The sequence below is a fragment of the Sediminicola luteus genome (assembly GCF_040566555.1).
GTDB lineage: Bacteria > Bacteroidota > Bacteroidia > Flavobacteriales > Flavobacteriaceae > Sediminicola.
On the sequence record NZ_JBEWYP010000006.1, the window covers coordinates 90186 to 112010 of the forward strand.

The 21825-nt window shown below is 40.0% G+C and carries 18 protein-coding genes; 2 read left to right on the top strand and 16 right to left on the bottom strand.

Annotated elements, in window-relative coordinates; genetic code table 11:
* Positions 1-42: 42 nt before the first annotated feature.
* From queA to rsgA, 7 genes are all read right to left on the bottom strand, one after another.
* On the bottom strand, positions 43-1092 hold the full coding sequence (queA, locus tag ABXZ32_RS11325; protein WP_354618790.1) for a tRNA preQ1(34) S-adenosylmethionine ribosyltransferase-isomerase QueA: 1050 nt from the start codon (positions 1090-1092) through the stop codon (positions 43-45).
* A gap of 87 nt (positions 1093-1179) precedes the next feature.
* Positions 1180-2412, bottom strand: a complete 1233-nt coding sequence (locus ABXZ32_RS11330) for a 3-phosphoshikimate 1-carboxyvinyltransferase (protein WP_354618791.1) — start codon at positions 2410-2412, stop codon at positions 1180-1182.
* A gap of 97 nt (positions 2413-2509) precedes the next feature.
* Complete coding sequence (locus tag ABXZ32_RS11335) at positions 2510-2836, bottom strand: nucleotide pyrophosphohydrolase (RefSeq protein WP_354618792.1); 327 nt, start codon at positions 2834-2836, stop codon at positions 2510-2512.
* A 4-nt stretch (positions 2837-2840) separates the two neighbouring features.
* The gene (locus ABXZ32_RS11340) at positions 2841-4853 is read right to left on the bottom strand and encodes a transglutaminase domain-containing protein (protein ID WP_354618793.1); all 2013 of its coding nucleotides are present in this window, start codon (positions 4851-4853) and stop codon (positions 2841-2843) included.
* 23 nt (positions 4854-4876) lie between these two features.
* On the bottom strand, positions 4877-6784 hold the full coding sequence (locus ABXZ32_RS11345) for a DUF3857 domain-containing protein (RefSeq protein ID WP_354618794.1): 1908 nt from the start codon (positions 6782-6784) through the stop codon (positions 4877-4879).
* A gap of 80 nt (positions 6785-6864) precedes the next feature.
* The gene (dtd, locus tag ABXZ32_RS11350; RefSeq protein ID WP_354618795.1) at positions 6865-7317 is read right to left on the bottom strand and encodes a D-aminoacyl-tRNA deacylase; all 453 of its coding nucleotides are present in this window, start codon (positions 7315-7317) and stop codon (positions 6865-6867) included.
* Positions 7318-8268: a ribosome small subunit-dependent GTPase A gene (rsgA, locus tag ABXZ32_RS11355; RefSeq protein WP_354618796.1), complete on the bottom strand. Its 951-nt coding sequence runs from the start codon at positions 8266-8268 to the stop codon at positions 7318-7320. It lies immediately after the preceding gene.
* 104 nt (positions 8269-8372) lie between these two features.
* Here rsgA and ABXZ32_RS11360 point away from each other — a divergent pair, with 104 nt between their 5' ends.
* On the top strand, positions 8373-8816 hold the full coding sequence (locus ABXZ32_RS11360) for a hypothetical protein (protein ID WP_354618797.1): 444 nt from the start codon (positions 8373-8375) through the stop codon (positions 8814-8816).
* A gap of 62 nt (positions 8817-8878) precedes the next feature.
* Here the strand turns inward: ABXZ32_RS11360 and ABXZ32_RS11365 are convergent, their stop codons facing one another.
* From ABXZ32_RS11365 to ABXZ32_RS11380, 4 genes are read right to left on the bottom strand one after another with little or no spacing between them, the layout of a single operon-like run.
* Positions 8879-9961: a bifunctional 3-deoxy-7-phosphoheptulonate synthase/chorismate mutase type II gene (locus ABXZ32_RS11365; protein WP_354618798.1), complete on the bottom strand. Its 1083-nt coding sequence runs from the start codon at positions 9959-9961 to the stop codon at positions 8879-8881.
* Positions 9962-9972: 11 nt separating this feature from the next.
* Positions 9973-10833, bottom strand: coding sequence for a prephenate dehydrogenase (locus tag ABXZ32_RS11370; protein ID WP_354618799.1), 861 nt, complete (start codon positions 10831-10833; stop codon positions 9973-9975).
* A 5-nt stretch (positions 10834-10838) separates the two neighbouring features.
* Complete coding sequence (locus ABXZ32_RS11375) at positions 10839-11984, bottom strand: pyridoxal phosphate-dependent aminotransferase (protein ID WP_354618800.1); 1146 nt, start codon at positions 11982-11984, stop codon at positions 10839-10841.
* Positions 11981-12811 carry a prephenate dehydratase gene (locus tag ABXZ32_RS11380; RefSeq protein WP_354618801.1) on the bottom strand — a complete coding sequence of 277 codons (831 nt, stop codon included), beginning with the start codon at positions 12809-12811 and terminating at the stop codon, positions 11981-11983. The genes ABXZ32_RS11375 and ABXZ32_RS11380 overlap by 4 nt, the downstream gene beginning before the upstream one ends.
* A 488-nt stretch (positions 12812-13299) precedes the next feature.
* Here ABXZ32_RS11380 and gldA point away from each other — a divergent pair, with 488 nt between their 5' ends.
* Positions 13300-14196, top strand: coding sequence for a gliding motility-associated ABC transporter ATP-binding subunit GldA (gene gldA / locus ABXZ32_RS11385; protein ID WP_354618802.1), 897 nt, complete (start codon positions 13300-13302; stop codon positions 14194-14196).
* 98 nt (positions 14197-14294) lie between these two features.
* Here gldA and ABXZ32_RS11390 read toward each other — a convergent pair whose 3' ends face one another.
* The 5 genes from ABXZ32_RS11390 to metF form a co-directional block, all read right to left on the bottom strand.
* Positions 14295-17453, bottom strand: a complete 3159-nt coding sequence (locus tag ABXZ32_RS11390) for a WD40/YVTN/BNR-like repeat-containing protein (RefSeq protein WP_354618803.1) — start codon at positions 17451-17453, stop codon at positions 14295-14297.
* Between the two features lie 163 nt (positions 17454-17616).
* On the bottom strand, positions 17617-18696 hold the full coding sequence (locus ABXZ32_RS11395; protein ID WP_354618804.1) for a serine hydrolase domain-containing protein: 1080 nt from the start codon (positions 18694-18696) through the stop codon (positions 17617-17619).
* A gap of 102 nt (positions 18697-18798) precedes the next feature.
* A complete protein-coding gene (locus tag ABXZ32_RS11400) occupies positions 18799-19563 on the bottom strand; it encodes a head GIN domain-containing protein (protein ID WP_354618805.1) in 765 nt (254 codons plus the stop codon).
* Between the two features lie 59 nt (positions 19564-19622).
* Positions 19623-20723: an acyloxyacyl hydrolase gene (locus tag ABXZ32_RS11405; protein ID WP_354618806.1), complete on the bottom strand. Its 1101-nt coding sequence runs from the start codon at positions 20721-20723 to the stop codon at positions 19623-19625.
* 115 nt (positions 20724-20838) lie between these two features.
* Positions 20839-21792 (bottom strand): methylenetetrahydrofolate reductase [NAD(P)H], encoded by a 954-nt coding sequence (gene metF, locus ABXZ32_RS11410; protein ID WP_354618807.1) that lies wholly within the window; start codon positions 21790-21792, stop codon positions 20839-20841.
* Positions 21793-21825 lie beyond the last annotated feature (33 nt).

Below are 21825 nucleotides of genomic sequence, written 5' to 3' on the forward strand. Positions count from 1 at the left end.
AATGTAAGGAAAAAGACGGGACTTCAATTTTTTTTTGAAAAATTATATGATCAACATGGCATCCCCGTAGGAATAAAACTTATAACCTTCCATGATAGCCTCCTTATAAGCCTTCTTCATTAGATCATGTCCCATAAATGCCGATACCATCATCAACAAGGTCGATTTTGGTAAGTGAAAATTGGTAACCATAGCTGTTGCGATGCTGAATTCATACGGGGGGAAAACAAATTTGTTTGTCCATCCATCAAATGTATTCAAGGTATGGTTAGAGGATACTGCACTTTCCAATCCACGCATGGCAGTAGTACCAATGGCACAAACCCTTTGCTTGTTTTTCTTGGCAGTGTTCACAATTTCCGTGCACTTCTCATCTATGATCAGCTCTTCGCTGTCCATTTTATGTTTGGACAGATCTTCTACCTCAACCGGATTAAAAGTTCCCAAACCAACGTGTAGGGTAACCTCAGCAAATTTAACACCTTTAATCTCCAAACGCTTCAATAGGTGCTTGGAAAAATGCAGGCCAGCAGTTGGAGCGGCAACCGCACCCTCATGCTTTGCATAAATGGTCTGATAGCGTTGCTCATCTTCCGGCTCAACCTCCCTTTTGATATATTTAGGAAGTGGAGTCTCTCCCAATTCCCTTAATTTCCTTCTAAAATCGGTATAGGAACCATCGTAAAGAAAACGTAAAGTCCTACCTCTAGAAGTGGTATTGTCAATTACTTCTGCCACTAAGCTTTCATCCTCACCAAAATAAAGCTTGTTTCCAATTCTTATTTTACGTGCAGGATCCACCAATACATCCCAAAGACGTTGTTCTTCGTTCAATTCCCTTAACAAGAATACTTCGATCCTTGCACCGGTCTTTTCTTTGTTACCATATAAACGTGCTGGAAAAACCTTGGTATTATTAAGCACCATAACATCGTCCTCATCAAAATAATTGATCAGGTCTTTAAACATTTTGTGCTCAATTTTTCCAGTCTCTCTATGAACTACCATTAATTTAGACTCATCCCTATTTTCCGAAGGATATTCAGCCAATAATTCATTTGGAAGCTCAAAATTAAAATGTGATAATTTCATCGATAATTTTTTAGTGACGCTTTTAGCGGCTGCAAATATACAACCCTAGAAGGGGCGTTGTCAAGTAAATGCCTCTTTAAATGTAAATTAAGATTCTTTGATGCCGAAAAGAAGCTTTTTAAGATCTTTCCAGAAGTCGGGGTACGATTTGGAAACCACTTCTGCATCATTGATAAAAAGGTCCTGTTTTAGTGCCAATGGTGCAAATGCCATCGCCATTCTATGATCATTGTAAGTGTCAATAGCAACATCCTTCCGGATTTCATGTGACGCCTTTAAGGTCAGGGACTTATCGGTAACCTCAATGGATGTACCAAGTTTGGACAATTCCGTTTTTAAAGCTTCCAACCTATCCGTTTCCTTGATCTTTAGGGTATGAAGTCCTTCCAAGTGACAGGCCATTCCCAACCCAAAACAGGTTACTGCAATAGTTTGTGCAATATCAGGGGCATTGGCCAGGTCCAGGGTTATAGAAGAACCCTTTACTATCTCCTTATTTTTTTTAAGGCAAATTTCATGGCCATCAAATAGTGTTTCCACCCCAAATTGGGTATAAATCTCGGCCAGGACACTATCTCCTTGCAAACTATTCTTTTTATAGGCAGACAAGGTTATCTCTGTCCCCACTTCACATAGGGCCACAATACTGTAGAAATAGGAAGCAGAACTCCAGTCGGACTCCACAACCATGTTCATTTTAGGGACCACCGTTTTAGGTTTCACCACAATGGTATTCCCTTCAAAAGAATTCTCAATCCCCGCTTGTGACAATAAGGCCAAGGTCATTTTAATATAGGGAACGGAAGTTATCTTCCCAATTAATTCGAGCTCCAGGCCATTTTTTAGACTAGGGGCCGTCAATAATAAAGCAGAAATATATTGACTACTGATATCAGCAGGCAAACTCACCTTGTATTTTTCTAGGGTCTTTCCCTTAATCTTTATCGGGGGATATCCCTCATTTTTAACATAGGAGATATCGGCACCTAGGCTTTGTAGCGCTTCTACCAAAACCTTTATAGGCCTTTCTGTCATCCGTTGGGATCCTGTAAGCACTACCTCCTTACCCTTTTGGGAAGAAAAATAGGACGTTAAAAACCGCATGGCGGTCCCAGCGTGATGGATGTCAACTTCCCCATGGGAGATTTCCAGACCCTGCTGCATGACTTGGGCATCGTCGGAATTGGAAATATTGGATATTTCTATATTTGGATATAAAGCCTGTAGCAGCAATAACCGATTGGACTCACTTTTAGAGCCGGTAATTTTGATACTCGTCCTTATTTTATGCGATGCAGGTGCAGATAGATGTAGCCTCAATGTCCTAAATTTTTTAAGAGTTCGAATATACTTTCGGTTAAGGCCTAAATGACCACGAACTTAATATATCCCGAAAAAATGAACCGTAAATATAGGACTATTTCAACTTTTCATTGCCATGATGACGGTCGTGATCTCTCTTAGCTTTAAGATCTAACTTTTTATCAAAGGATTGTTGCAAATCTATCCCTGTCTGATTGGCCAAACAAAGAACTACAAAGAGTACATCTGCCAGTTCCTCCCCTAGATCCTTATTCTTATCGGATTCCTTTTCGCTTTGCTCACCATAACGCCGTGCAATAATACGGGCTACTTCCCCTACCTCTTCTGTCAATTGGGCCATATTGGTAAGTTCATTAAAGTAACGCACCCCATGGGCCTTAATCCACTCATCTACTGCTTTTTGTGCATTCTGTATGTTCATGGTTTCATATTTTGGACAAAACTACCCTTTCATTCATTTTTTCTATCATTTGTTTGTAATAATCTTTTAGAAAATTATAATTAGTAGCAGAAATAATGGACTTATTGATATCTGAACTAACCAATAATTGTAGACTATTTGGATTTACGGATACATTATATTTAAAAACTCCCAATCCCTCAGGCAACATAACGGATATGGGTTCTGGAGCAGATTCAATTTTATACCCTTCAGGAACCTTTATATTAATGATAAACTTTTTGCCGGAGGCATACCCAAAATCTATAGGGAATTCTCTCTTTTCTAGTTTAAACGGATTCTCTGTGGTCCTTAGAAAGAACAAAGGTGAAAAATAAAGGCGATCGCCAATCACTTCTACCTGTTTATCCTTTATAAAACTGTATGTTTCGGAAATTGGAGCCATTAAATCTGTTGCGTTCAACACCTCAAATTCACTAATTTCCATTCCTCCATAATTGTTCTCAAGTTCCTCTATATATTCCTCTTTTTTGTTCGCCATATACCCATCCCTATATAACATCGCGTTGTGGCCTTTATTCGTGTTTCTCAATTTTCCTAGGATACCACCTTCATCATCAATCTCAACATTCATTGATATAGCATTTAGTGCAGTTTCATTGGGTTGCAATTCCACCAAGTTAGAAGTCCCATTCTTTTCAATCATTCTACCGTTCCAATTTAACACCCTAAAAGGCAGTACGTTGGGGGTGCTATTTTTTGCAGTGGCATCAAGCAAAAGGGTATTTCCCTGAAAAATTAGACCACAGATTACATAATCATATCCTTCCCTAGTTGGGAATAAGGGAACACCATTGTCTCTTGTACTGACTAAAACGGGATTTGCTTCCAACCCCGCATACCTTAACATAGAAGTTAGCATAAGGTTTATTTCCGCTACGTTTCCAACCTTTTCATTATAAGCTTTTTTGACACCGTCATTGGTGTATTTTCCATAATTACCATTCCAGGTAACCGTAGATTTTACAAAATTAAAAATAACCATGGCCTTTTCCATGGGATCAGAGACTGTCTTTAGTAAGGCATCCAAATCCTGATCATAGTAACCTGTTCTGTCAAGCTCCGATCCAAAGCTGGAATTTCTATAAATGGTTTTCACCACATCCTCCCAAGTGGTAGAATAGTGTTCAAGTGGACTGTTTGGAAATTTTGTAAAAGCCAGTTCATAACTAACGGCAGACCGATAGTTATTTATATTATTTACATAGGGCTCTTCCTTTAATGCAGGTACATTTGCTAAACTATAGGTGGATATATTCTTACTAAATTCAAGATCTGAAGAGCTAAAGGTAGTTTGGGTCGCAGTATGACCATCCCTTGATTTGGTCCTGAATGTTATCCTGTCCCTCGTTACCTCTATCTTTGGGACAACCATTAAATACCCCTTGGTGTTCACCCGGTAATTAAAATATTCGGGGGCCTCAAAGATACCCGTTAATACTTTGATCGGAATATCATGTTGAAATTGAAAATCCTTTACATTCCCTACAAAAGGTGAATTTAGAGTGTATTTATAATCAATGACAGACCCTTCTTTAATATTGGGCATGGTAAAGGTGGTCTGATCATAATAAGTGGAGAGCTCTACATCAAAAATTCCATCATTTTTGAGTTTATCTTCTTCTACCTCGTCCCCAACCAAGTTATAGGTATAGGCCTTTAAACCGGTAATTCCTTCTTTAGTGCTCCCATCCTTATATAAACTTATTTTTTGGGTGGCATAATCAAACCCTTCCTTGTTGTATATTTTAATTCTTTCATGCACCTCAGTAACCATCTCAAAACCTTCTCCTTGGTTGTAATTAAAATAAGTCCTTCTGTGTTTATAGAGATATGTTGCTACGGCAGAGGAGTCTACAGGATTAAATTTTTCTTTTAACTCCTCTTCGGACACCTTCCCAAATTTAAAATCCTGAGCCTGCAATATACCTGCAAAGAAGAAAAATATTCCGATTAGTTTCATTGGTTTGTTCATCATGGTTGGTAGTTTGAATTGGTGAATTATATTTTTATTAAAACAATCTGTGCATTGTCAAAACTTGCAGTTTTCTTCCTAAAATCTCTATATTCATTATATTTCTCTTTTGGGAATAATCCTTCATTTATTAAAAGTGATCGTTTGTAGACCAACTGTTTTTTTTCTTCCTTCAGCTCATATGCCACCTTATAAGAACCAAACTCATTATCTATTTGCTTGTCATCAGGAATGGCTTCTATGGCATATCCCGCCGGCAATTGAATGATATATTCGTCCTCATCAAAAAATCCCCTCTGTATTTCCAAAGGAAATTTGCGATCTCTATATCTATCTGGGATAAACTCATTTTTATTGAAGGCATTGGCTCTGAAAAAAATCCTTTCACCGCTTTTGGAAGCATAATTGGATGCAGTAATTACCACATCTTCGGAAAAGACGATGTCATTTCTGTTGTTCTGAAGCTGATAGCTTTTTATTTTCAAGTTATTGATATTGTTCCAATACTTTTTATAATGCTTCTCTATGTCCTCTTTGGGCCTATCCGCTAAATGAAAGCGTTGGTCATATTGAATTCCAAAGGTTTCTATAATTATCTTGCCATCAATACTTCCATCTTCTTTAAGATAATAATCGGCGATGGTCTTTTGAAAATTATCCTCGCTGGAATATTTGGTAGTCCTTGCTAACTCACCACCTTCGGGCTTAATGATCAAGACCCTACGATCATCCGTAAAGTCTCCAATAAAACCAAAGGGATGTACTTGGGACGTGCAATCTATCCAATGGTAGGTGTCCTTATACGGGATAGCCAAGATAACATGGTTACCCTGGGCCAAATCAGAGAAATCATCTTGAAAATCTACCTTATAGGAACCTGCTTCCACATGGGTATAAAAAGCTTTAACTCCTACCGCTTCCAAAAGCGCCTTGGTATAATTGGACAATCCTTTACAATCCCCATATTTTACCTTATCCACTTCTATGGCACTGATAGGCTGCAAGCCGCCTATACCAACTTGAACGCTGATATACCTTGTGTTTTTCTGCACATAATCATACACCATTTTAGCCTTTTCAAGATCGTCTTCAACTCCCGAAACAAGGTTCCGTATGTTTCTTATTGCCGCTTCCGATAACTGATCCTGTCCCTTTAAAAGATTGGTATACATCCAAAGTCCAACATCCTTCCAATTATTAAATGTACCCTCATAACCGCCATAAGAAAAGTTAATTGATCTGGTCATTAGTTTAGGGGCTATCTTATCAAAAGAAGGGCTCATTTCCTCTTCCTTTATCGCTTTTATATTTGATGCCTCATAACCAATACTATTAGGTGTTTCTGTTTTTACCACCACAATACCTTCCAAGTTCCCTTCCTTAATTTCCGGTTTTAAATCTGGGGAGGCATATGTGATCTGATACTTGCTTTTTTCAGTGCTGACCTCATATCCGCCTAAGAAATACCAAGAAGGAATGGCCCCGGTATCGCTTGTGGTTAATTCGTAATGGAATTCTATCGTATATGGATATTTAACAGGGGTGTAATCCAAATAAAGCACCCTTGAATCGGAATAAAGCGTACCACCACCAACTGCACTTACATCCTTAAAGTCCTTCTGTTTAATTTTATCTATTTGATTCCCAAGGGCATCATAGATAATAGCCTGGATGTTCTTTACCTTTCTATCATTACTATAACCAACAGAGGCATGCACATGTTCATTACCTAATTTATTGAGCACCGTTACTTTCCGAATCATTGAAATATTCATTTCCTTTTTGGAAGTTATAGCCACTGTCATTTCCTCCATGCGAACAATCGCATTGGAATTGGATAATAAATCAGCATCCAAAAGAAGGGCCTGTTGATTTAATTGTGCGGATAAAATACTAGTGAAAGAGGCTAAAAGGCAGAATAAAATTAGTCGCATGTTGTAGGTTGTGTAAAATTTCGATTCCTAAAATCGTAATTTTTTTACACACTTAACGAGTATATTCGATGAAATATTGCTTATTCCCTATTTTTTGTATCAATTGCTATAGTCACTGGACCATCGTTAACCAGTTCTACCTTCATATCGGCGCCAAATATTCCGGTTCCCACTTTTTGTCCTAAATCCTGCTCCATTTGGGAGACAAACCTTTCGTACAAGGGGATGGCGACAGTTGGTTTTGCCGCTTTGATATAAGAGGGTCTGTTGCCCTTTTTTGTGGATGCATGTAGGGTAAACTGACTGACCACAATGGCATTTCCACCATGTTCCATAAGGGATTGGTTCATTACCCCTTCCGAATCATTAAAAATTCGAAGGTTTACAATTTTTCTGGACAACCATTCCAAATCATCTTGTTCATCTGCGTCCTCGATGCCCAATAAAATTAAAAGCCCATTATCAATTTTGGAAATCACTTCCCCGTCTACGGTTACACTTGCTTTGGAAACCCTCTGAATAATTGCCCTCATTTATTTTTTACTATGAATATCTACCCTGTAATTCTCATCTTCTCCAGACACCATTTGAACATAACTCCTGTACCTGCTCCAAGAAACCTCATCATTATCCAAGGCCTCCTTGACAGCGCATTTAGGCTCGTCCAAGTGAAGACAATTATTAAATTTACATTGGTTTTTTAACTTGAAGAATTCCGGGAAATAATCTCCAATCTCACTTTTCTCCATATCCACTATTCCAAAGCCTTTTATTCCAGGAGTGTCTATGATCCGCGCCCCAAAATCCATATCGAACATTTCAGCAAAAGTAGTGGTGTGCTGACCTTGTAAGTGTTGTAGGGATATTGCAGCGGTTTTTAGGTCCAAATCCTTATCGATGGCATTGATCAACGTAGATTTACCTACCCCGGAATGGCCAGAAAACATACTGGTTTTACCCTTCATCATTTCTTTGACCTCCTCTACATTTTTTCCCGTTATGGCGGAAATACCCAAACAGGTATACCCCACTTCCCTATAAAGTGCTGCCATATATTTAATCTCCCCTAATTCTTCCTCTGTATAGGTGTCAATCTTATTGAAAAGAATAACAGCCGGGATCTGATAGGCTTCCGCTGTAACCAAAAAACGATCTATAAAGCTGGTAGAAGTAGGGGGATTGTTCAAGGTGACCATAAGAAACACCTGATCTAAATTAGAGGCAATGATATGGGTCTGTTTGGAGAGGTTTACAGATTTTCTGACGATATAATTCTTCCTATCGGCTATTTCCGAGATAATCCCAAGGGTCTCATCCCCAATATGCTCCACCTCAAATTTTACTTTGTCCCCAACAGCGATTGGATTGGTACTTTTGATCCCTTGGATCCTAAATTTCCCTTTGATCTTACATTCATAAAACTCACCATCATTGGCCTTTACGGTGTACCAACTCCCTGTAGATTTATAAACGGTCCCTAACATTCAATATTGCGGTTTTAATTTTTACAAAGAAACAACTTTCCTTTTTAATACCTTTGATATTGAAGCGTTTCATAGTCTATAATTAATCTCTAAACCACTATCCCATGAAGAAACTTTTTTTAGTCTCATGTTTGGTCCTTTTGGCCAACATGGAAGCAAGCGCACAACAGTATAAAGTAATCACCAGTGTAGAATCCATTGTTCCAAGTGGTCTGGGCCGTTCCAGAATTATTAGTGCCACTGAGGAAAAAGATTATAAGGAATTTACAAGTGAGCAAACGGAAGATGACAATACCAGAAACAAGTCGGACCGCAGCGAGATCCGAGTGAAGAATTTTGAAGAAACAAAATTGTTGAACTTCTACAACATTGGAGGGATCCGTTTCCAGAACATTGCTGCCAATGATGCGGTAATTACTTCGAAAATTAATGCCATGGTTGCTGATGGCTGGGAACTTGCCTTTGTAACCAGTGGGGTGGAAAGTGACTCAGGAAAAGATGACGGGCAGGGCATCTTTATTACCCGGTACATCTTTAAAAAACAATAATCCGATCAACTAAAAAAGCCCCACAGAACATGTGGGGCTTTTTATATAGCATTCAACAGAGATTATCCGTTGATGATCTTTTCTTGATGGTTGATAGATTCCTGGTGGATCGCCTTGAACATTTTTAGCACAAACTCCTCACTCAATCCTCTAGTTTCTCCTTCCAAGATCATTTTACCCAAAATCTCATTCCATCTGGTGGACTGGAGTACGGCAACGTTTCTTTCCTTTTTAAGAGCTCCAATACTATCTGAAGTCTTCATTCTTTTGCCCAATATATCCAACAACTGATTGTCAATTACATCTATTTGAGCCCTTAGGTTACTAAGATCCTTGGTAAAATCTTCCTCTGAATCAGTTTCCTTTCTGATTTTAAGATCCCTCATAATTTGTTTCAAAACTGTTGGCGTTACTTGTTGGGCGGCATCACTCCATGCATTATCAGGATCAAAATGCGTTTCTATCATTAAGCCATCGAAGTTTAGATCCAAGGCTGTTTGTGATACATCAAAAATCATATCCCTTTTTCCTGTGATATGCGACGGATCGTTGATCAATGGCAAATCTGGAAATCTATTTTGAAATTCAATGGCCAATTGCCATTCCGGAATATTTCTGTATTTGGTCTTTTCATAAGTGGAAAAACCTCTATGGATGGCTCCCAAGTTCTTAATATTGGCAGTATATAATCTTTCGATTCCTCCCAACCAAAGTGATAAATCCGGGTTGATAGGATTCTTTACCAACACTATCTTATCTGTACCTTCCAAAGCATCGGCAATTTCCTGCATGATAAAAGGACTCACCGTTGAGCGCGCTCCTATCCAAAGTAAATCTACATCGTGCTCCAAAGCTAGGTCTACATGGGCCTTATTGGCTACTTCCGTTGCCGTTTTCATTCCCGTTTCTTCCTTAACTTTCTTCAACCATTTTAACCCAATGGCTCCAACACCTTCGAACATCCCGGGACGGGTCCTTGGTTTCCAAATCCCTGCGCGGAAATAGTTAACATCGCTATCCTTTAACTCATGTGCAATTTTTAATACTTGCTCTTCTGTCTCCGCACTACAAGGTCCTGCGATTACTAACGGATGGTCCAATTGCATATCGTCCAACCATGTTCTCATTTGTTTTGAATTTTCCATTTTATTGTATTCTAATTTTTATTTAGTGGTATTCCGTTCAATATTTCTTTTATTCTATTGGTACTGCTCATTTCATTGTAAATGCCTTCATAATCCTCTTCAACGATCATCTTTTTAAAAGCTTCCAAATTTTGGATGTATTCCTCCAAGGTCTCTATGACATTTTCCTTGTTTTGCTTAAAAATTGGCGTCCACATTGCTGGAGAACTTTTTGCCAAACGCACGGTACTTTCAAATCCACTGCCGGCCATGTCAAAAATATCACGCTCATTTTTTTCCTTTTCAATAACTGTCTTTCCCAACATAAATGAACTTATATGCGAAAGGTGGGAAACATATGCAATATGCTTGTCGTGTGCTTCCGGGTTCATATACCTAATTCTCATCCCCAATTTTTGGAAGATTTCCAACGCTCTTTCCTGCAATTTAAACGCCGTTTTTTCTACCTCGCATATAATGTTGGTCTTTCCTTTATACAGGCCATTGATGGCTGCTGAAGGTCCCGAAAATTCAGTTCCCGCAATAGGATGGCATGCCAGAAAGTTCCTTCTTTTGGGATGTTGGTCCAACGTACTACAAATTAACGCTTTTGTTGACCCTGCGTCCAACACAACTGCATTGTCATTTACGACATCCAAAACTTTGGGAAGCACTGAAACCATCACATCTACGGGGATAGAAACAATTACCACATCCGCTATTGACAAATCTTGATATGTAGCACTATTATCTATCAATCCCAGTGATAAAGCCTCTTCCAAATGGTTTTCATTGTTATCTATGCCATATATTTTCGCCTCTGGATCAAAATTTTTGATATCCTTGGCCATGGAGCCACCAATTAAACCTACACCGATTATAAATACGTTCATCTCTTTTAAAATCTACTTATTGCTTCCTTAATTTTATCCTCGGTAACACAAAGTGAAAACCTAATATACCCTTCTCCATTACTTCCAAAGATGGTTCCCGGGGTAATAAAAATATTCTTGTCGTACAGCACCTCATTAATAAATGCTTCTGCCGAGGCAATTCCTACAGGTAATTTTGCCCAAACGAACATGCCCACTGCATTTTGCCCATCATAGGTACAGTTCAACTTATCGGCCAATTGAAAAACCAAATTTCTTCTGGAGGTATACACTTGCGTCAGTTTATCAAACCAGGCATCACTGCTTTCAAGTGCTGCAATGGCCCCTTTTTGTATCCCATAGAACATACCCGAATCCATATTGCTCTTCACCTTTAAGACCTCATCGATATGTGCTTTGCTTCCCAATACCATTCCTACCCGCCATCCGGCCATATTAAAGGTCTTGCTCAAGGAATTTAGTTCCAATGCCACCTCCATGGCACCTTCCACGCCTAGAATACTGATAGGGCTTTGGTTCAGCACAAAACTGTAGGGATTGTCATTGACCAAAAGAATATTGTTACGTTTGGCAAAGGCCACGAGATCCTTTAGCTGATCCTCCGATGCCGTGGCACCCGTAGGCATATGCGGGTAACTGGTCCACATAATTTTCACCTTGGACAAATCTTCCTTTTCCAAAACTTCCAAATCGGGAAACCATCCATTTTTAGCCACCAAATCGTAAAATTTGGGAACGGCACCCACCAAATTGGTAACGGAAGAATAGGTAGGATATCCTGGGTTGGGAATTAAAACTTCATCACCTGGATTTAAAAATGCCATACTGATGTGCATAATCCCTTCCTTGGAGCCCATCAATGGCAACACCTCGTTGGCCGGGTTCACGGTGACCCCAAATTTTGCATGATAAAATGAGGCGAAAGCTTCCCGCAATTCAGGGAGTCCCTGATAGCTTTGGTATTGATGTGCATTGGCACCATTTACAGAATCCTGTAGGGCCTCAATAACCTCTTTTGAAGGGGCTAAATCAGGGCTTCCTATACCCATGTTGATAATTGGCCTGCCTTCGGCCATCAAACCCCTTACCTCTCTCAATTTTTTGGAGAAGTAGTATTCTTCAACTGTTTTTAATCTATCTGCAGCAATCATAAGTTTCTTCCATTTTTATATTCGCCCAATACCCTAAATTCTTCGGACATGATCTCTAAGAGTGACTTTGCCTTCGCATAATGGGCATAAGAAGTAAAAGTGACATCCACAAAAAATGAATATTTCCATGGGCGCTCAATTACGGGCAAGGATTGGATCTTCGTTAGGTTCAGGTTACAATCGCTCATCACATTCAATATTGCCGCTAAACTCCCCCTTTTATGATCTGTCAAAAATCGCAAGGAGGCTTTATTTATCTCTTCTTCCGGGAGTACCTTGTTTTGGGTTTTAACAATGATAAACCTAGTTGAGTTGTTCTTTATCGTTTGTATTTCTGAGGCGATGATTTGAAGATCATAGAGCTCTGCTGCCACCTTAGGGGCAATAGCCGCAATATGTTTTAATTGTCCTTCCTGTATTCTCTTGGCAGTTTCTGCCGTATCCACATCCTCCACCAATTTTATCTTAGGATAGTCTCTAAAATACTCCTTGCACTGTAACAAAGCCATCGGATGGGAATGCACTTCTTGGATGTCGGCCATCTGTTGACCCTTGAGCACCATTAGGTGATGGTGGATATTTAGATAATGCTCCCCAATAATGTGCAGGTTATTCTTGAATACCAGCGCGTAATTGGGAATAATTGACCCTGCGATAGAGTTTTCAATGGCCATTACGCCTTTATCGGCCTTATTGATGAGCAACTGATCCACCAGCCCGTCGAAGGACATGCATTCCACCAAATCTATATCGTCTCCAAAGTGATCCTTTGCCACTTGATGGTGGTTGGATCCCCTTATTCCCTGTATTGCTATTTTTAATCCCATTATGCTTATCCTACCCTATTTTTAAAGGGAATATTTGTTCGTATTAAAAGAGAAAGCCATTTAAGTTTAGACCAAAAAAAAAGTCCCTGTTTTCACGGGACTTTATTACTATCTATATTTTTAAAATATGCTAGAACAGTCCCGTACCTCCCTTAAAAAAGAAGTAGAAATAAAAACCGTTCCAGATATATTGTTTTGTCATTTTCTTATGCAATGTTCAGCTAAGGTAAATATTATATTTAAAAATCAGCTTTTATGAGGTTCTTTTTTCAAATATTCCAATTTATTAAACAATTGCCATTCAATTGGAGGTAAAAAATAACAAATATTGAGAATAATTGATTTTCAAATTATCCCCGGAATCCTTAAAGTACAAAACCTTTCTATTCAATAGTTCTTAAAATTCTCTATTTTGTATACTGTTACCAACCGAGAAATAGAAATCCTGGTTTCGTTAATTTGCTTTATTTTTGATAAAAATTATTTTTATGTCCATAGCGGTCAAAAACATCTCTAAAAGTTTTGGTTCCCAAAAAGCATTATCAAACATTTCCTTTACCATAGAAAAAGGGGAAATTGTTGGGTTCTTAGGGCCCAATGGTGCTGGCAAATCAACTCTGATGAAAATTCTTACGACTTATAGTCTTGCAGACAAAGGGGAAGCAGCTGTAAATTCCTTTGATGTGCAAACCGATAAAAAACAGGTGCAAAAAAGTATCGGATACCTTCCAGAACACAATCCACTCTATTTGGATATGTATGTAAAGGAGTATCTTGAATTCAATGCCAATGTTTATAAGGTAGGGAAAGACCGCATTGAAACTGTCATCGACCAAACAGGTCTGACTCCAGAGTCACACAAAAAAATTGGACAACTTTCAAAGGGATACCGTCAGAGGGTGGGACTTGCAGCTGCCTTGTTGCACGATCCTGAAGTGTTGATTTTGGATGAACCGACCACGGGACTGGACCCCAATCAACTTTTGGAAATACGCAAATTGATCAAAGAGATCGGGAAACAAAAAACCATCTTACTGTCTACACATATTATGAAGGAGGTAGAAGCCGTTTGTGACCGTGTCATTATCATCAACAAAGGAGTTGTTGTGGCCGATAAGAAACTGGAGGAATTAAGATCTGAGGAAGAACAAATTATAGAGGTTGAATTCGACTATAGGGTGGAGGAGGCCTTTTTGCAAAAATTGCCCAATGTGGTCCATGTAAAAAACATCGGAGGCTTTGTCTATGATATTACTTTCAACACCTCTGTAGATATGCGACCCGTTGTCTTTGATTTTGCCCATGACAATAAACTTAAGACCCTACAATTAAGTAGAAAGAACAAGAATCTAGAAAGCCTGTTCACGGAATTGACCAATATCTAAAAGCCAATTCGTTTTTCATAAATAAAAAAAGAGCCTCCAGTGGAGGCTCTTTTTTTCTTAGTTCTACATCGGATCATCCGAAAGAGTTGAAAAACATGTTATTGGCCCATAATCAAGGCCGGGATTTCCAATTTTTTATACATCTCGTTATAGGCCTGCATTTCGGCAACTACCATTGCATCGCGCTCCTTTTTAAAAGTATTCCATTGTCCCAATAAATCGGACAATCTGGTCTTGGCACCTTGGGTTACTTTTGGATAAGCTTCATCTATATAACCCTTCAAATGCAACAATTGGGCACTTAATTTATTGTTGAAGTTGATGACATCCTGAAAAGTCTCCTGTTTTGGTTGGATCAAATTCTCCTCCCATGTTTCTATACGGGTTACCAAGGAGTCTCCTAGAACCACCAGTTCTTTGGCGCCGCTTATGGTATTGTTTTTTTCTAATAACCTTTTATAAGCCTCAATCTGACCTTTTGCGGAGCGCATTTGATTAACAGCTTCATGCATATCCTGAATAGTCTGGTCTATGGTGGCCAATAGGTCTTGTTGGTCTGCATAATCAGCGGTAGTTGCCTCTATATTTGGATTCATCATAACAGTTACGGTTGTCTCAGAAACTTTGCCATCCAAGGAAAGCTTTAAGGAATAAGTACCGGGTCCAACTCTATAGCCACTATTCCCACCCATGGAAAACACCTTCTCCACCACTGGAATATCTTCGGTCCTAAAATCCCAAGTGAAACGGTTGTACCCTTTTTTTGAGGAAAGTACTTCAGGCTTGGACGGACCTCCTGGCCATGATCTAAAATCCTTTGGTTTTTTATTGGTGTACGTTCTGATTAGCTTATCACCTTTAAATACTTCCAATTTTAAATCCAAGCTATCCGCAGCCTTGGGCAAGTAATAATCCATGGTAACGCCTTCCTTAGGGTTCTGTCCTATTCCAGGCACTGGCTCGTCACTACTACCCCCAAAAAGAAGGTAGGTATCCTTAGGCTGGAACAATGCCAAACTCTCTTTATTGAATTCGGTATTCTGTAGGGCGCTAAGGTCATCCAAGATCCAGAACGACCTTCCCGCCGTGGCGGCAATAAGATCATTGTCATGTATCGCCAAATCATTAATGGCCACTACGGGTAGGTTCAATTGAAAAGGTTGCCAATTGATCCCTGCATCAAAGGAAATATAAAGTCCAGTCTCCGTACCGGCATAAAGCAGTCCCGGTTTCTTTGGATCTTCCTTTACTACCCTTACGAAGGTATGTGGATCGGAAATACCATTGACCACCTTGGCCCAAGTAGCTCCGTAATCTGTTGTCTTATAAATGTATGGGGCAAGGTCCATAAACTTGTATTTCATAACGGTCACATAGGCCGTAGCAGGATTATGGGGAGATACTTCAATATGATTGACAATGCCTTCACCCAACCCAGCTGGACTCACATTTTGCCATGAGGTGCCACCATCCTTGGTGATATGCACAAGTCCGTCATCCGAACCTGCCCATAGCACCCCTTTTTCATGGGGCGACTCAACTAAGTACATAATGGTATTGTAATTTTCACCACCTGCGGCTTCATTGGTATACGGTCCACCACCGGGTCCTTGTTTGGTTTTATCATTTCTGGTAAGATCACCGGAAACGGTCTCCCAAGTTGTTCCCCCATCCATGGTTTTAAAAACGACGTTCCCTGCGTGAAAAATGGTATTGACATCATGAGGAGAGGCTATGATAGGTGCGTTCCAATTATAACGGAACTTAAAATCACTTGGGGCTACGCCCAACCCCAGTTCAGGATATTCCTTAATGGATTTTGATTGTTGCGAAGCCTTATAAAATTTTTCAATGATCCCTTGGTAACACCCACCGTAGATCACATCGGGATTATTGGGATCAAAGGCCAAATATGCACTTTCACATCCAGATGCAGGCTGCCAGTCTTTCCAATCGATGCCATTATCCGTGGTCCTGCTCACTATGGACACAGAAGAATTGTCCTGCTGGCCCCCATAAATGTTGTAAGGCACCAAATTGTCCGTGATCACCCTATAAAATTGTGCCGTGGGTTGATTTTCCTGGGTACTCCAGCTTTTGCCCCCATTATTGGAAACGTTTGCCCCACCATCATTGGAGTTGATCATAATATCATGGTTTTTTGGGTGTATCCACAAATGATGGTTATCACCATGGGGAGTGGATAGTGGACTAAAACTTGCCCCACCATCGATGGATTTTGTCACGGGTGCATTAAGTACATATACCCAATCCTCATTCTGGGGATCCGCAAAAATTTCCATATAATACCAAGATCTGGCAATATTGATTCTGTCCTTGTTTGTCTGTTTCCACTTTTTTCCGCCATCATCAGAACGATATACCCCACCCTGCTTTCCTTCGGCCTCCAAAACTGCATACACCCTGTCAGAATTTGCACGTGATACCGAAATACCCGATTTCCCCATTTCCTTGGGCAAACCTTCCTTCATCCTTTCCCAAGTGGTACCGCCATCAGTAGATTTATAAAGACCGGAACCTTCTCCGCCAGAAACCATGGCCCATGGAAATCGTTGGTGTTCCCACATACTGGCATATAGGATCAGGGGATTGTTCATATCCATACTCAAAGAGGATGCCCCGGTAAGATTGTTTACAAAAAGTACTTTTTCCCAGGTGGCGCCACCATCTTTGGAACGGTAAACGCCCCTATCCGAAGATGCTCCATATTGAGCCCCTTGGGCAGAGATGAATATAATATTAGGATCCTTGGGATCTATGACCACATCAGAAATATGTCGGCTATTTTCCAGCCCAATGTGCTTCCACGTTTTCCCTGCATCCATGGATTTATAAACTCCATTTCCCATTGAGGTCATCACCCCTCTGGCGGCATGTTCCCCCATCCCTACTACCACAATATTGGAATTGCTTTCAGCAACTGCTATGGCACCTACGGTCCCTGTCTTAAAGAATCCATCTGAAATATTCTTCCATGTAATGCCGTCATCCACGGTTTTCCAAACCCCACCTCCAGTAGAACCCATATAATAGGTCATTGGCTGGTCTACCACACCTGTACTCGTGACACTTCTCCCCCCTCTAAATGGACCTATATTTCGCCATTTTAGCTGGTGAAAATCCTTATCGACCAGTACGGTTTCCGGTACGGGATTTTTCTTTTTGCTGCGTTGAGGATATAAAAATAAGGGGAGTAAAAGAAAAGTAAACAGGAGTAAACGAACAGTGCTCATCATATTGGTTTAGTTGGATTATTTATGAATTAAAGCCGACACAAATCAAAGAACAATTGAAAAACTATTCCATTTTTGGTCGGTTCGCATAAATATAAAGAAACTTTTCGCAGGAATTTAAAAAAGTAATCAAGATAGAATGTCGAGCATCCCCGGTCCTGTTTACCTACGCCTTTAGGTTGTTTAAAATCTCATCTACAACCTCATCCAGCTCTTGCTGAATTTCCGGATTCGTGCAGTTCACCAAAAGGGAAAATACCACCTGTTGTTTTGGATACACAAAAAAATTGGAATAGCCCCCTACCCCATTGCCGATATGTCCGTAAAAAGCTCTCCCCTTTTTATCCCTACTCACTTGCCACCCCAACCCGTAATAGGTGGGTTTATTCTCCACCATTTCTGAAGTCACAAATTGGGACCAAGGGTGTTCCCTGCCTACTTTTTTTTGGAGATAGGCATTCCCAAAATTGGCGATATCTTCGGAGGTGGAAAGAAATCCACCTCCTGCCAGTTTGTACCAATTATTAACGGGGATTGCCTTTCTAAAGCCAATCCTGTTCTTGGAATAAAAAGTTGCCGCCTTGGGATATTTTATACCGGCAACTTCAGGAGTTGTATTGTATAATTTTAATGGAAGCAAAACCTTTTCCCTGACATACTCATCAAAAGGGACCCCACTGGCCTCCTGCATGGCAAGGGAGACCATCACCCAATCAAAACTATTGTAATGATAACTTGTTCCGGGTTCAAAAAGCAGATCTGAATCCTTAAAAATTTGTATGCTTTCCTTAATGGAGTATGGCTTGTTCAACCCATGCTCCTTTCCCCTGTATCCTCTTATACCTGCGGTGTGACTCGCTAATTGCCGAATTGTAAAATCATATTGCTTTATCGGAAAATAGGGCACGTATTTATAAAAAGAAGTATCCAGATCTATTACACCTTCTTCAACCATTTGGGCCAAAGCCGTGGCGGCTATAGGTTTGGATACGCTGGCAATCCTAAATATGGTTTTCCTTGGGTTTACTCCCTTTTTGGTATCCAGATCGGCATAACCGTACCCTTTTTGAAAAATGGTGCCTCCTTCTTTTAAAACTGTAATGGCCAATCCTGGTATCTTCCTTGCCTCAATGAGCCCTTGCAATAAAACATCTGCTTGGCTCAAGTTTTCGGGAACTAAACCTCCTCCAAAGATTCTTTTGGAAACAAATAAATTCTTGAGGTATGTAAAAAGTGGAAGGGTCATATGCAACTAAATATAAACATAACTATATCCATTCAAAACTGTGTGGACCGGGATCCCGATTAAATCCTTGACAAGTGCAGCAAAGCACAACTCCTTAGTACACTAATCCCTGAATATGAGTCGCCCTTTATATATTTCCTCCACCTCTACCACGGATGGACGTTCATAACTGATAACGTCTCCCGTACCTTTCAAGGTACCCTTTAGAGATTGTGTTGGGCGCAAGAGCATGTCATTGGTTCCCCTATGGCTTAGAATGATATTGTCCGCCATCAGTTCATTGGCCTCCAAACGAGAATCCCCTGCGGCAAAAACAATGTTGAAGTTCACTGTATTACCCCGTAATTTAAAATAGGATATCCCATTTGAAACGATACGAACGGATTCGGTATTTAATTGTAAATCAAAGGAACCACTTGTATTTTCAGCATCGGGAACTGTGAATGATTCAGAAAGCAACGTTAAGTTTTGGTACTCAAGAACACCATCACTGCTTACTGGAAATCCAGTACTGCTTCTTATCTCGACAATATCTGGTGCTGTCACGTAAATCTTTGTGAGGTTATATTTACGGGTAAAATTACAATCGTTTTCATCCCGCAACAACAGTCTCCCTTCAACGACCTCGGCAGTTACCTCGTTTCGCAAGAATTCGCCCGTTTCAATTTCCACCTTGGTAACATCTCCTTGTTTTAAAATCAATTCAACATTATCGTAGATCGTTATTTTATTGAATTCAGGAACAGTCACTTCCTCCAACACCAGGTCTCCGGCATTTTGAAAACAATCGGGCGCGTTTTCCCCGTTACAAGAAGTAAGGAGAACCAACCACAAAAAAGGTACAACTTTCAATATTTTGATCATCATTTTATATAGTATTGATATCAAATAATTTCTATTTTAACCAGCCAGCATGGCGACCAAAATTATAACCGTATGCCGATTCCGAATTCTACAGCTTCCGCTTTTGCCCCATGTGATTTTAAGGTAATAGCCGCATATAGGTTATCACCAAAATAACGTTTAAGACCAATTCTATTGTAGATCCTTCCTTCAAAATCAAAGGGATAATATACATAATACCCCAATTGAGAGATGACTGACATTTGATTTATAAAAAGTTCATGACCTACAAACAACCCCACCCTTTTATAATCGTCATCAGCTGAAACTTCCAATTCTGGAAATGATATGGATTGGAACCTGATCAATTCCTTTAAAAATTTAGAGAAAAACACGTCCGCTCCCAATTGAAGGGCACTTTTTCTTCCCAATCTTTTATCTGCATAGGCTGAAACAATATAAAAAGGGTACTGCCCGGAATTGATTACATCACTTTCGTTTAGTCCCGTTCTAAAGGCAAAATTATAACGGATAGGTTCCGAAATTTCTTCACCCGCCTGTGCAGGTAGGTAATCTATGGTCTCCCCACCGTCCAAATCATATACCAGCCCTACATTAAAGGCCAAGGTATTGGTAGAGGTATTGGGAGCCCTAAAATTGGCATTGGAATAATGTATCAAAGATAATCCCGCATTGAATCCCAATCCCTTGAAAATATTCCCCTTATGGTAGTTCAACATCAAATAGGTAGAACTCAAAAAGTCTGATCCATAGGCGTTATTCCTGAAATTTTCTGCTTTTTCATACGGATTCGAATTATAAGCAATACCCTGACCAATTCTGAATTGAAGGTTTCTATTGAGCAAATAGAAATTGTAATGGGCATACAACCCATAGTTCTTACCAAGGGTAGAATTGTTCATATCCTGGTAGATGAACGAATAGCCCACATCCGGATAATTATACGTTGCCTCCCATTCCTCAAAACCGTAGGTCTTTCTATTCACTCCAAGGATCAACCCACCTGGATGGGCAGAGATCAAATGGGAGATGTCCGGGTTGTGCAGAATTACGGAACCATAAAACTGATTGACATCTACCGTATATTTTTCAGGAACATCAACTGTCTGAGAAAAGCAAAGGGCACCTACAAGAAAGAAGGCGAGAAATAGGTTTCGATTCATGGGGCGTAAAAATAGCAAATAGATTTAAGTCGTTCCGCATTGCAAATGCCAAATCTTAGATTAGAATCCAACTTGTACTCCTACTCTGACTTTTTTTTTGGAAACGAAGATTCCATTAAAACACTCCCTTCGCTATCGCCTTAATGTTATCCGATTTTCCCATGGAATAATAATGCAAGACGGGAACGCCTGCTGCCTTTAGCTCGTTGGATTGTTGAATGGCCCATTCTATCCCAATTTGACGCACGGCAGCGTTATTTTTGCAGTCATCCACGGCTTCTATCAATTCTTGTGGGATATCTATCCTAAATACCTGTGGCAACAATTGTAAATGCCTTTTTATGGCAATGGGTTTTATCCCCGGGATGATGGGTACATTAATTCCCATAGCTTTGGCAGCTTCCACAAATTGAAAGTATTTCTGGTTATCAAAAAACATTTGGGTCACTACATAATCCGCCCCTGCATCTACCTTTTCCTTCAACCTTTTTAGATCGGATTGCAAAGAAGGAGCCTCCAAATGCTTTTCGGGATAACCCGCCACCCCAATACAAAAGTCGGCACATTCATCGGTCTCAATTACTTCGTGCAAATATTTACCTCGGTTTAAGTTTTGGATCTGTTTTACCAAGCCAATGGCATAGGTATGCCCCCCCTGTATAGGATTGAAATATTTTTCCTCCTTCATGGCGTCTCCCCTTAAGGCCATTACATTTTGGATGCCCAAATAATGGCAATCCACTAAAAGGTATTCCGTTTCCTCCCTGGTAAACCCTCCGCAGAGCACGTGGGGTACGGTATCCACATCGTATTTATGTTTTATGGAGGCACAGATCCCAACAGTTCCTGGGCGCATACGGGTCAATTTCTTGTCCAAAAGCCCGTCCCTGTCAATATATACATATTCTTCCCTTGATGTGGTCACATCTATAAAGGGGGGCTTAAATTCCATCAATGGGTCTATATTGTCGTATAGCTCCTGTATATTTTTTCCCTTTACCGGAGGGATGATCTCAAATGAGAACAAGGTTTTCCCTTCGGCGTTTTTTATGTGATCTATTACTTTCATATTCTTTCCCCAGCCTAATCTTTCATAAGTTTC

Coding starts and splice junctions, on each gene's coding strand:
- dtd (WP_354618795.1), bottom strand. CDS start 7,317: ATGAGGGCAATTATTCAGAGGGTTTCCAAAGCAAGTGTAACCGTAGAC.
- ABXZ32_RS11335 (WP_354618792.1), bottom strand. CDS start 2,836: ATGAACATACAGAATGCACAAAAAGCAGTAGATGAGTGGATTAAGGCC.
- gldA (WP_354618802.1), top strand. CDS start 13,300: ATGTCCATAGCGGTCAAAAACATCTCTAAAAGTTTTGGTTCCCAAAAA.
- ABXZ32_RS11345 (WP_354618794.1), bottom strand. CDS start 6,784: ATGCGACTAATTTTATTCTGCCTTTTAGCCTCTTTCACTAGTATTTTA.
- ABXZ32_RS11340 (WP_354618793.1), bottom strand. CDS start 4,853: ATGATGAACAAACCAATGAAACTAATCGGAATATTTTTCTTCTTTGCA.
- ABXZ32_RS11365 (WP_354618798.1), bottom strand. CDS start 9,961: ATGGAAAATTCAAAACAAATGAGAACATGGTTGGACGATATGCAATTG.
- ABXZ32_RS11405 (WP_354618806.1), bottom strand. CDS start 20,723: ATGAATCGAAACCTATTTCTCGCCTTCTTTCTTGTAGGTGCCCTTTGC.
- ABXZ32_RS11380 (WP_354618801.1), bottom strand. CDS start 12,811: ATGGGATTAAAAATAGCAATACAGGGAATAAGGGGATCCAACCACCAT.
- ABXZ32_RS11400 (WP_354618805.1), bottom strand. CDS start 19,563: ATGATGATCAAAATATTGAAAGTTGTACCTTTTTTGTGGTTGGTTCTC.
- ABXZ32_RS11395 (WP_354618804.1), bottom strand. CDS start 18,696: ATGACCCTTCCACTTTTTACATACCTCAAGAATTTATTTGTTTCCAAA.
- ABXZ32_RS11375 (WP_354618800.1), bottom strand. CDS start 11,984: ATGATTGCTGCAGATAGATTAAAAACAGTTGAAGAATACTACTTCTCC.
- ABXZ32_RS11360 (WP_354618797.1), top strand. CDS start 8,373: ATGAAGAAACTTTTTTTAGTCTCATGTTTGGTCCTTTTGGCCAACATG.
- queA (WP_354618790.1), bottom strand. CDS start 1,092: ATGAAATTATCACATTTTAATTTTGAGCTTCCAAATGAATTATTGGCT.
- ABXZ32_RS11370 (WP_354618799.1), bottom strand. CDS start 10,833: ATGAACGTATTTATAATCGGTGTAGGTTTAATTGGTGGCTCCATGGCC.
- rsgA (WP_354618796.1), bottom strand. CDS start 8,268: ATGTTAGGGACCGTTTATAAATCTACAGGGAGTTGGTACACCGTAAAG.
- ABXZ32_RS11390 (WP_354618803.1), bottom strand. CDS start 17,453: ATGATGAGCACTGTTCGTTTACTCCTGTTTACTTTTCTTTTACTCCCC.
- metF (WP_354618807.1), bottom strand. CDS start 21,792: ATGAAAGTAATAGATCACATAAAAAACGCCGAAGGGAAAACCTTGTTC.